This window comes from Corynebacterium tuberculostearicum, from assembly GCF_030229345.1.
Lineage (GTDB): Bacteria > Actinomycetota > Actinomycetes > Mycobacteriales > Mycobacteriaceae > Corynebacterium > Corynebacterium tuberculostearicum_G.
This window is the reverse complement of the sequence record NZ_JASPGP010000013.1, coordinates 51,516-61,204: the sequence shown is the minus strand read 5'-3', so window position 1 is coordinate 61,204 and position 9,689 is coordinate 51,516. Positions and strand designations below refer to the sequence as shown.

Annotated in this window: 10 protein-coding genes and 5 tRNA genes; 5 read left to right on the top strand and 10 right to left on the bottom strand. The window is 58.3% G+C overall.

Features of this window, described 5'->3' with window-relative positions:
• Positions 1 to 234 precede the first annotated feature (234 nt).
• Together murA and ramA are read right to left on the bottom strand one after the other, a co-directional pair.
• A complete protein-coding gene (murA, locus tag QP884_RS09595; protein WP_005325837.1) occupies positions 235 to 1,503 on the bottom strand; it encodes a UDP-N-acetylglucosamine 1-carboxyvinyltransferase in 1,269 nt (422 codons plus the stop codon).
• Between the two features lie 21 nt (positions 1,504 to 1,524).
• Positions 1,525 to 2,364, bottom strand: a complete 840-nt coding sequence (ramA, locus tag QP884_RS09590; protein WP_005325834.1) for an acetate metabolism transcriptional regulator RamA — start codon at positions 2,362 to 2,364, stop codon at positions 1,525 to 1,527.
• Between the two features lie 264 nt (positions 2,365 to 2,628).
• On the opposite strand from ramA, the gene cysK reads away from it, so the two are divergent.
• A complete protein-coding gene (gene cysK, locus QP884_RS09585; RefSeq protein WP_284821859.1) occupies positions 2,629 to 3,564 on the top strand; it encodes a cysteine synthase A in 936 nt (311 codons plus the stop codon).
• Between the two features lie 70 nt (positions 3,565 to 3,634).
• Positions 3,635 to 4,198 carry a serine O-acetyltransferase EpsC gene (epsC, locus tag QP884_RS09580; RefSeq protein ID WP_284821858.1) on the top strand — a complete coding sequence of 188 codons (564 nt, stop codon included), beginning with the start codon at positions 3,635 to 3,637 and terminating at the stop codon, positions 4,196 to 4,198.
• Positions 4,199 to 4,237: 39 nt separating this feature from the next.
• Here the strand turns inward: epsC and QP884_RS09575 are convergent, their stop codons facing one another.
• The 6 genes from QP884_RS09575 to QP884_RS09550 all read right to left on the bottom strand — a co-directional run bounded on the left by QP884_RS09575 (position 4,238) and on the right by QP884_RS09550 (position 5,385).
• Complete coding sequence (locus QP884_RS09575) at positions 4,238 to 4,528, bottom strand: GNAT family N-acetyltransferase (protein WP_284597570.1); 291 nt, start codon at positions 4,526 to 4,528, stop codon at positions 4,238 to 4,240.
• A gap of 48 nt (positions 4,529 to 4,576) precedes the next feature.
• Positions 4,577 to 4,649: transfer RNA gene (locus QP884_RS09570), tRNA-Phe, on the bottom strand.
• A gap of 19 nt (positions 4,650 to 4,668) precedes the next feature.
• A tRNA-Asp gene (locus tag QP884_RS09565) sits at positions 4,669 to 4,742 on the bottom strand.
• Between the two features lie 85 nt (positions 4,743 to 4,827).
• On the bottom strand, positions 4,828 to 5,142 hold the full coding sequence (locus QP884_RS09560) for a DUF4288 domain-containing protein (protein ID WP_284821857.1): 315 nt from the start codon (positions 5,140 to 5,142) through the stop codon (positions 4,828 to 4,830).
• Between the two features lie 58 nt (positions 5,143 to 5,200).
• Positions 5,201 to 5,274, bottom strand: a tRNA-Asp gene (locus tag QP884_RS09555).
• Between the two features lie 35 nt (positions 5,275 to 5,309).
• Positions 5,310 to 5,385, bottom strand: a tRNA-Glu gene (locus QP884_RS09550).
• An 82-nt stretch (positions 5,386 to 5,467) separates the two neighbouring features.
• On the opposite strand from QP884_RS09550, the gene QP884_RS09545 reads away from it, so the two are divergent.
• Positions 5,468 to 5,800, top strand: coding sequence for a metal-sensitive transcriptional regulator (locus tag QP884_RS09545; protein ID WP_005325826.1), 333 nt, complete (start codon positions 5,468 to 5,470; stop codon positions 5,798 to 5,800).
• 30 nt (positions 5,801 to 5,830) lie between these two features.
• Here the strand turns inward: QP884_RS09545 and QP884_RS09540 are convergent.
• Positions 5,831 to 5,903: transfer RNA gene (locus tag QP884_RS09540), tRNA-Lys, on the bottom strand.
• 108 nt (positions 5,904 to 6,011) lie between these two features.
• On the bottom strand, positions 6,012 to 7,514 hold the full coding sequence (locus QP884_RS09535; RefSeq protein ID WP_005330051.1) for an acetyl-CoA hydrolase/transferase family protein: 1,503 nt from the start codon (positions 7,512 to 7,514) through the stop codon (positions 6,012 to 6,014).
• A 191-nt stretch (positions 7,515 to 7,705) separates the two neighbouring features.
• Between QP884_RS09535 and dusB the strand changes: the two genes are divergently transcribed.
• Both dusB and phoU read left to right on the top strand, forming a co-directional pair.
• A complete protein-coding gene (gene dusB, locus QP884_RS09530; RefSeq protein ID WP_284821856.1) occupies positions 7,706 to 8,851 on the top strand; it encodes a tRNA dihydrouridine synthase DusB in 1,146 nt (381 codons plus the stop codon).
• Between the two features lie 101 nt (positions 8,852 to 8,952).
• Positions 8,953 to 9,681, top strand: a complete 729-nt coding sequence (phoU, locus tag QP884_RS09525) for a phosphate signaling complex protein PhoU (protein ID WP_284821855.1) — start codon at positions 8,953 to 8,955, stop codon at positions 9,679 to 9,681.
• The last annotated feature ends 8 nt before the right edge of the window (positions 9,682 to 9,689 follow it).

Genomic DNA, 9,689 nt, shown 5'->3' with positions numbered 1-9,689 from the left:
CAAACATCATCCGCACACCACAAAAAATTAACCTACCGTTAACCTCTCGTTGGCGGCTCGTACAAACCTACTCAACTCAATGAACCCTGTCAAATCCTTGAACCAAGTCCGCACGAAATTCGCTCAAAAGTAACCTCCCGGCTACCTCGCGGCGACTTCGATTAATGTAGTCCAACCCCTCCAACAATGACAAATCCCCAGCACACGACGGAAAACGGTGTGCTGGGGGCGTCGTTAAAAGAGTTCTTCTTCTTGAGTTCTTTCAATTGTGGCGCCGAGGCGCTGCAGGTTTTCTACAAAGTTGGGGTATCCGCGGTCGATGTGGAAGACATCGTGGACCGTAGTGGTTTCATCCGCGCACAGTGCAGAAAGTACAAGACCCGCACCCGCACGAATATCGGAGCTCCACACGTGAGTAGAAGAGAGCCGTTCTTTACCGCGGACTACTACATGGTGGCCGTCAACCTGGGCGTCGGCACCCAATCGCAGCATTTCATCCACAAAGCGGAAGCGGGACTCGAATACATTCTCCGTAATGACGGTCGTTCCGTCCGCAATGGCAGAGATGCCAATAGCCATCGGCTGCAGGTCGGTGGGAAATCCCGGGAACGGCAAAGTCTGGTAGTCCACAGCCTGTGGTCGCTGATCCATGCGCACGCGGAAACCATTCTCATAGGTCTCTAGTTCCGCGCCGGCAGACTTCAGCTTTTCTAGCGGCAAGTGCAGGTGGCGCGGGGAAATTCCACCCACGGTGATATCGCCCTGGGTCATAGCGGCGGCATACGCCCAGGTGCCTGCCACAATTCGGTCACCAATAACCTCATGCTGGGTGGGCTGCAGCTTATCGACGCCGCGGATGGTCACCACCGAGCTTCCCTCGCCCTCGATATCGGCACCCATGGACTTAAGCATGGTGCACAGATCGACGATTTCCGGCTCGCGAGCCGCGTTATGGAGAACGGTTTCGCCTTCGGCGAGGACCGCAGCGGTAAGAATATTTTCGGTTGCGCCTACGGACGGGAAGTCTAGGCGGATATTCGCACCCCGCAGGTGCGTAGCCTCTGCCACGACGGCACCATGCTCAATACGGGTGGTGGCACCGAGCTTTTCTAGGCCGGTTTGGTGCATATCGAGAGGGCGGGAGCCAATTGCGTCACCACCAGGCAACGCTACCTTCGCGTGGCCACAGCGGGAGGTCAAAGGCCCGAGCACGCAGACGGATGCGCGGAATTGGCGGACCGCGTCAAAATCCGCGTTGGATTGCGGCTGTGCAGGGGTAGTAATCCGGACCTCAGAGCCCTCGATGACTACCTCGCAGCCCAGCCCCTCGAGAACCTTCTTCATGAGGGGGACGTCCAGAATTTCTGGGCAGTTGGTCAGCGTCGTAGTGCCCTCCGCCAGCAAGGATGCGGCCATGAGCTTCAAGACGCTATTTTTCGCGCCATCTACTTTAACGGTGCCCTCAAGGCGGGCACCGCCGGAAACAATAAACTGATCTTTCACAACTGCCTACGCTACCGGTTCTTAAGGCAACGCGCCGATACGACGGGCGGCATTAACCGCCTCGTAGCGGGTGTGCGCACCGAGTTTACGCATCACCGAGCGCAAATAAGACTTCACGGTTTCTGCGCCGATTCCCATTTCCTCAGCTGCTTCTACGTTGGTGTGGCCTAGCGCCACACAAGAAAGCACGTCGAGCTCGCGGGCAGAGAGCTTGGTGGATTGCTTCACGCGCACCGGCGAGACCATCTGGTCACACAGCGTCTCTAGCTCTTTGCGCAGTTCTTCGTCCTCTACGCGGTTGGCCAGCATACGGAGCTTGGAGTGAGTGGAGCGGACCTGCTCCCACTCGGCACCGTTCATGACGTGGCCGCGAGCGGCTCCACCCTTGGACCCATCGGCACGTCGCATGGCGGAATTAACGGCCAGGTCTTGCTCGAGGGTGCGCGCGGTCATCGTCACTTCTTCGATGACCTTGTCACCCAAACGAACTGGGGAGTGCACGCCTACGTAGAGGACGCCGCGAATTTCGCGCTGCACCGTGACGGGCACGGCCACGATGGAGTGCAGGCCTTCATCTTGGATTACGCGGTCGTTCTCGTGCGAGATGGTGGTGGCACGAGTGTAATCGGATACACCTACCGCGCGGCGAGTGCTGACCACTCGCCCACCTACACCGACGCCGGAGTCAATGATCAGATTCTGCAGCGCTGGGGTGCGTAGCCCCACCCACTGTGTAATCTGCAGGCGATTATCGGGCAGCAGCGTGGCGTACATCGTCACCGGAATACCTGTAGCGGTCTTCAGGGACGACAGGGCCGCGCGTACGGATTCTTCATCATCTTTGAGGCGATGCGACTCCATGAGACTCTTTCCTCGTCGGGGGTAACCAAGCAGGTGTACCCGTCCTCCCCCGGGAATTTGGGGACCAGCGGGCAACTGAGTGGAAGTATAGACAGCATGTGGGGGTAATTCGAAATCGCCCTCGGCTTATCTGGCGCTGCAATCCCACATGAAATGCCCGAATGTCCGGTCTAGAATTTATATACTGACTGGTCTACTTGTGTAGTGTACGCTTGCGTTGTACGCGATTTGAACCCAAATCTGATTCCCAAAGGAGTCCACAGAATGGCTGTCTACAACAACATTATGGAAACCATCGGCGGCACCCCGCTGGTCCGCCTGAACCGTATTACCGAGGGCAAGGGCGCTACCGTACTTGCCAAGGTTGAGTCTTTTAACCCGGCTAACTCCGTGAAGGACCGCATCGGCAAGGCCATCGTTGAAGCGGCCGAGAAGTCCGGCCAGCTCAAGCCGGGCGGCACCATCGTGGAGGCCACCTCCGGCAACACCGGTATTGCTCTGGCTCTGGCGGGCGCGACCTTGGGCTACAAGGTCATCTTGACTATGCCGGAGACCATGTCCAATGAGCGCAAGGTACTGCTGCGTGCTTACGGCGCAGAAATCGTGCTGACCCCGGGTGCTGCGGGCATGCAGGGCGCCGTCGACAAGGCGAATGAAATTGTCGCTGATACCGATAATGCCATCCTGGCTGCACAGTTCGCTAACGAGGCGAACCCGAAGATTCACGAGGAAACCACCGGCCCGGAGATTTGGGAAGACGCCGAGGGCAAGGTTGACGCCTTCGTTGCTGGCGTAGGCACCGGCGGCACCGTTACCGGTGTGGGCCGCTACCTGAAGTCCAAGAACCCAGACCTGCACCTGGCTGCGGTTGAGCCGTCCGACTCCCCTGTCCTGTCTGAAGGCCACGCTGGCCCGCACAAGATTCAGGGCATCGGCGCTAACTTCGTTCCTGAGGTACTTGACCGCGAGCTTCTCGACGAAGTCTTTACCGCCACCACCGAGGAGTCCATCAAGGCATCCCGCGACCTGGCTACCCAGGAAGGCCTGCTGGTTGGCATCTCCGCCGGCGCTAACGTTTCCGCAGCCCTGAAGCTGGCGGAGCGCCCAGAGTTCGAGGGCAAGACCATCGTGGTTGTCCTGCCGGACTTCGGTGAGCGCTACGTCTCCACCATCCTCTTCGAGGACATCCGCGAAGCTTAAATTACTTCGCTTGAATAAAAGCACCCGCCAACCTTGGCGGGTGCCTTTTTTATGCCAGTACTATGTGGGCATGAACATTATGAGCTACATCCGTGAAGACTTAGCAAATGCAAAAGATCACGATCCGGCCGCGCGTGGCGACGTCGAAAATGCAGTAGTGTACTCCGGCCTCCACGCGGTGTGGTCTCACCGCATTTCGCACTGGATGTGGAAGCGTGGGCTGCGCGGGCCCGCGCGCATCTTGGCGCAGATTAACCGCTTCTTTACCGGCGTGGAGATCCACCCTGGCGCCACTATCGGCCGCCGGTTCTTTATTGACCATGGCATGGGCATCGTCATTGGTGAAACCGCAGAAATTGGCGATGGCGTCATGCTCTACCATGGCGTCACCCTCGGCGGCCAGGTCCTTACCCAGACCAAGCGCCACCCCACTATCGAAGACAATGTCACTATCGGTGCGGGCGCCAAGGTGCTCGGCCCCATTACGATCGGTGAAGGTTCGGCCATTGGCGCCAATGCCGTGGTGACGAAGGATGTTCCCGCCGAAAATATCGCGGTGGGCATTCCGGCCAAGAACCGTCCGCGCAACCCGAATGAGCGCATCAAACTGGTCGACCCCGACTACTACATCTAAATTCTTTCCCAGCGGCTCCCAGGCAACTGCGGGCCGCTTTTATATGCCTTCTGAGCGCAGCAGGTCGCGGTATTCGGGATTCTTTTCTATAAAGTGCGCCACGGCGGAGCAGGAAGCAATGACTTGCTTGCCGACGCCCCGGACGTCGTCAAGCGCGGCCTTAATCAGCGGCGCGGACAAACCTTGGCCACGGAAAGCATCTTTAATGACCGTGTGGTTGAACTCGCGAGTCGTGCCGGCATCTACGTAGTGGCACGCGCCCGCCTCGACACCATCCACAGTAAGGACGTAGCGGGACTTATCAGTCTGGTGTGCAATAGCATGTTCCATGTGCCCATACTAAGCAAAAATGGCCCCTCTTACGAGGAGCCATTATTGTGGCCAGAGCCAGGATCGAACTGGCGACCCCACACTTTTCAGGCGTGTGCTCTACCGACTGAGCTATCTGGCCAGAAACCCGAAGGTTTCCGCGACCCTGACGGGACTTGAACCCGCGACCTCCGCCGTGACAGGGCGGCGCGCTAACCAACTGCGCCACAGGGCCATTTTTAATTATGCGTGTGCTCTTGGGCACGGATAGATACTTTACAGAAGACTCCCAAGACTCACCAAATCAGCACGTCAGAACGCTATTTAGGCGGTGAAAGCGGATCGTTTCCACCCAAGTTCATCTCGAATCGTTTGTAGTCTTCCAGCGAGGAAAAGTGCCGCGAATAGAGGTCACAATCTCGATCCACATGACCGTAGAGGGCGGGTGCGACGTCGACAATGTGGCGCAGCTTCAGGCCCTCATATTCCTGCTCGCGAGCCCATTCAACGGCCTTGCGGTGCGCCTCCTCATCCGAATCTGCATAGATGAGAAAGAAGTCCTCACGGAAGAAGTTAGAATGCTCCGAGCTTTCGGAGGCGAGTTCAAAGACAGCGATTCCGACATATGGCTCCATGGCGCCAGCCTAGCAAAACCGAAAGCAGCAACCGCCGAAGCGATTGCTGCTCGTTCTGCGACCTTGACGGGACTTGAACCCGCGACCTCCGCCGTGACAGGGCGGCGCGCTAACCAACTGCGCCACAAGGCCAATCGAATATTTAATTCGGACCAACACTTTTGTGTTGGTACCCCCAACGGGATTCGAACCCGTGCCGCTGCCGTGAAAGGGCAGTGTCCTAGGCCGCTAGACGATGGGGGCCCGTCGCGCCAAGGCGACTTCTAGAAATATACTGGAGACCTCACCGAGTTACAAAATCGCTCCCCCAGAAAGATTAGGAACCATGTCTGACCAGCATCAAACGTGCTCCTGCCACGAGCCACACGTGCACGGATATAACGCGGATTCTAAGAGCAAGGATCGCTACCTCGCCAGGCTCAAGCGCATTGAGGGGCAGGCTCGCGGCATCCACCGGATGGTCGAGGAAGACCAATACTGCATCGACATCATCACCCAGATTTCGGCGGTGAAGTCGGCGCTGGAAAATGTCTCGCTAGCGCTCCTAGAAGACCATATTGAGCACTGTGTGGCCGGTGCCGCCGCCGAGGACGGTGAGGTAGCCACCGAAAAGCTAGAAGAGGCCATGCGCGCCATTAAGAAGATGGTGAAAAACTAAAAGGAGCCACCCAAAAGGTGGCTCCAGTTGTGGGCCCTGTGGGGATCGAACCCACGACCTGCGGATTAAAAGTCCGTAGCTCTACCAACTGAGCTAAAGGCCCAACGTCGCTACATTTTAGCTTGCGGTATTTGCAAAGTCCTAATTAGGGGGCGTCGGCAAGCGAAAGGCGCCCAGCTCGCCGCTGAGCGCCTGCCGGGGAATGGCTACATTAGCCGCGCATATCGCCCTTCTCCATGAAGCGGACCTGGAAGTCAAAGGCGGTCTTCAGGTCGTGCGGGGTGTGCTGGAACTTGTTTTCCTTGGCACGGTTGAAGTACTCCTCGAGCAACGGACGGTAATCCGGGTGAGCTACGGAGATGACCTTCTCCACGCGTTCCTTCGGCGCCAGGCCGCGGAGGTCGGCTACGCCGTACTCGGTAATGATGACCATGGTGTCGTGCTCGGTGTGGTCCGTGTGGGACACAAACGGAACCAGCGCGGAAATTGCGCCATCCTTGGCCACCGACGGAGAGACGAAGGTGGAGATATAAGCGTTGCGGGTGAAGTCACCCGAGCCGCCGGTGCCGTTCATGATACGGGAGCCGGATACGTTGGTGGAGTTGATGTTGCCGTAGATATCGGCCTCAATCATGCCGTTGGAGGAAATCAGGCCGACGCGGCGGATGACCTCCGGGTGGTTGGAAACCTGCTGCGGGCGGAGGATGATGTGCTTGCGGTAGCGCTCTGCCTCCTCATTCATCTTCTCCGCGTAGTCCGGGGACAGCGCGAAGGAGGTGGCGGAAGCCATGGTCATCTTGCCCGCATCGATGAGGTCGAGCATGCCATCCTGAATGACCTCGGTATAGGCCTGAATATTCTCAAACTTGGAATCCAGCAGGCCGGCCATCACGGCGTTGGGGACGTTGCCCACGCCGGACTGCATGATGAACTTGTCATACTCAAGGCGACCAGCGGCGACCTCCCCCTCGAGGAACTCGATGAAGTTGGCGGCGATCTTCTCGGAAACCTCGTCCGGTTCCTTGAATGGTGCGTTGCGGTCCGGGGCATCGGTCTTTACCACTGCAACAACCTTGTCCTCCGGCACCTCCATGTAGGTGGTACCGATGCGGTCACCCGGCTTAGTGATAGGGATTGGCTGGCGGTTAGGCAGCTTTTCAATGCGATAGATATCGTGCATGCCCTCGAGGTTGATGGACTGCCACTCATTGATCTCAATGATGATCTTATCCGCAGCCTCGATGAACTCGAGGTTATTGCCCACTGCGGAGGACGGCACCACGTGGCCTTCTTCGGTAATGCGCACGGCCTCAATAATGGCTACCTGGAAGTCACCGTAGAAGCCCTCTTCTACCTGCTGGCCCGAGTGAGACAGGTGGATATCCTGATAAAGCGCGGTGCCATCATTGAACTGCTTACGCAGGGTGGGATCGGAGTTATAAGGAGAGCGGAAGCGAATTGCCTCAGCTTCCGCCAGAACGCCATCGCAGTCCGGGGCGGTGGAAGCGCCGGAGAAGACGTCGATCTTAAATTCCTCGCCCTTTTCATGTAGAGCCTTGGCCTTCTCTGCAATGGCGGTGGGCAGACCCTTGGGGTAGCCAGCACCGGTGAAGCCGGAAATGCCCACGCGGTCACCGTGGTTGACGTGCTGAGCAGCCTCTTCAGCGGAAACTACGAGCTTCTCGAATGGGGCATACGCGATTCTCTCGGACAAGGGTAATCCTCCTTCATTAAGGGGCCAGCCAAAATAACGGCCGTTCTAATTAGTTACACAGCCCACATTAGCGAATCTTTGCAAGATTTCCACCACTTTTGTGTGACCTTTACCCCATAAAGCAAAAATAGGGAACGGCGCCACTGTGGCACTAGTTGCTATTTTCCCCCGTTAACTAGCACAATTGGGGCGTGAATTTGCGCATTGGACACTACGACCTCTCCTCCCCCGTCATCCTCGCCCCGATGGCGGGGGTAACCAACGTTGCCTTCCGCACGTTGTGCCGCGAGCAGGAGCTGCAACGCACCGGCACGGTGTCGGGCCTCTACGTCTGCGAGATGGTCACCGCCCGCGCCTTGGTAGAGCGCAATGAAAAGACGCTGCACATGACCACCTTTGCGCCACAGGAGGATCCCCGTTCCTTACAGATCTATACGGTGGATCCGGAATATACGTATAAAGCCGCGAAGATGATCGTCGACGAAAACCTGGCGGACCACATCGATATGAACTTTGGTTGCCCGGTTCCGAAGGTGACCCGCCGCGGTGGCGGTTCCGCGCTGCCTTATAAACGACGCCTCTTTGGCAATATCGTCTCCGCCGCGGTCAAGGCCACAGAGGGCACCAATATCCCGGTCACGGTAAAGATGCGTGTGGGCATCGACGACGAGCACCATACGCATCTCGACGCCGGGCGCATCGCCGTCGAGTCCGGTGCCGCCGCCGTTACCCTGCACGGCCGCACCGCCGCTCAGCGCTACTCCGGCGAAGCCCGATGGGACGAAATCGCCCGCCTCAAGGAGCACTTGGCGGATACTGGCGTGCCAGTGCTGGGCAATGGCGATATCTTCCGTGCCGAGGATGCCCGCCGCATGATGGAACAAACCGGCTGCGACGGCGTGCAAGTAGGCCGCGGCTGCCTCGGCCGCCCGTGGCTTTTTGCCGAGCTCGGCGCCGCACTGCGCGGCGAGTCCATTCCGGCAGAGCCCACCCTGGGCGAGGTCACCCAGGTGATCCTCCGCCACGCGGAGCTACTGGCGGAGCACGATGGCGAGGACAATGCTTCCCGCGATATCCGCAAGCACATCGGTTGGTACCTGCGTGGTTTCCCGGTTGGTGGCCAGGTCCGCGCGGGCTTAGCCAAGGTCAATTCCCTCGATACCTTGCGTGAGCTCCTTGCACCTTGGGCAGAGTCCGATGCCCTGGCTGCCGACGCCGACGGGGCCCGCGGCCGCCAGGGCTCGCCATCCAAGGTGGCTTTGCCGGATGGTTGGCTCGACGATCCAGAGGACGACTGCGTTCCGGTCGCCGCTGACATTATGAACTCCGGCGGATAACCTAACAAAGGTATAAGAGCAGCTAGGGGCACTCAGGAAACCTGCATTTATGCTCCACTTAAGTTGCGCAAGCTCCGAAACTTTTCGCTATCATCTTTGGCATGCGTGCCGCTTATAGGGAACACCTAGACAATTTCTCCCACGACCTCATCGTGATGTGCGATACCGTACGCGACATCATGGATAAGGCCTCCTCGGCGCTGCTGCAAGGCGCCTTGGACTCCGCGGAAGATGCCCTCACCATGACTGAGGAGCTAGATGAGATCCGCGCTAGGTGCTCTGAGCGTGCCGTAAAACTCTTGGCCCTGGAAAACCCCATGGCACAGGACCTCCGTCAGGTGGTCTCCTCGATTTATATCGTGGAGGATCTCTACCGCATGGGCCGTTTAGCCCAGCACATCGCGGACTCCGCGCGCCGCCGCCACCCTGACGCCGTGGTACCGGCGAATTACATCGGCTACTTCGAGGAGATGTACCGCCTCACTGAAGAAATGGGGTCAGTGCTGCACGATATCCTCGTCACCCCTGATGCGGATTTATCCATCAATCTCCGCGCCGACGATGATGCGGTGGATGATATCAACTCCCATATTCTGCGCATCCTGACCCAGCGCGAATGGGAGGGCACCGTGCGCGAGGCAGTAGAGACCTCGCAAATTACGCGCTACTACGAACGCTATGCGGACCACTGCGTCTCCGTGGCCGGCCACATCATCTATCTGACCACGGGTCTTTTGCCCAATGACTATGCCAAGAAGCTAGAAGAGGACAAAAAGGACGCCGACTTCGAAGCACGGATGGCTGACCTCGAGCGTCAATTCCGCCGTTAGACGGATTT

Excerpts from the sequence above, each read along its gene's own strand:
- ramA (WP_005325834.1), bottom strand. The coding sequence starts at position 2,364 with ATGGAGTCGCATCGCCTCAAAGATGATGAAGAATCCGTACGCGCGGCC.
- cysK (WP_284821859.1), top strand. The coding sequence starts at position 2,629 with ATGGCTGTCTACAACAACATTATGGAAACCATCGGCGGCACCCCGCTG.
- epsC (WP_284821858.1), top strand. The coding sequence starts at position 3,635 with ATGAACATTATGAGCTACATCCGTGAAGACTTAGCAAATGCAAAAGAT.
- QP884_RS09575 (WP_284597570.1), bottom strand. The coding sequence starts at position 4,528 with ATGGAACATGCTATTGCACACCAGACTGATAAGTCCCGCTACGTCCTT.
- QP884_RS09560 (WP_284821857.1), bottom strand. The coding sequence starts at position 5,142 with ATGGAGCCATATGTCGGAATCGCTGTCTTTGAACTCGCCTCCGAAAGC.
- QP884_RS09545 (WP_005325826.1), top strand. The coding sequence starts at position 5,468 with ATGTCTGACCAGCATCAAACGTGCTCCTGCCACGAGCCACACGTGCAC.
- phoU (WP_284821855.1), top strand. The coding sequence starts at position 8,953 with ATGCGTGCCGCTTATAGGGAACACCTAGACAATTTCTCCCACGACCTC.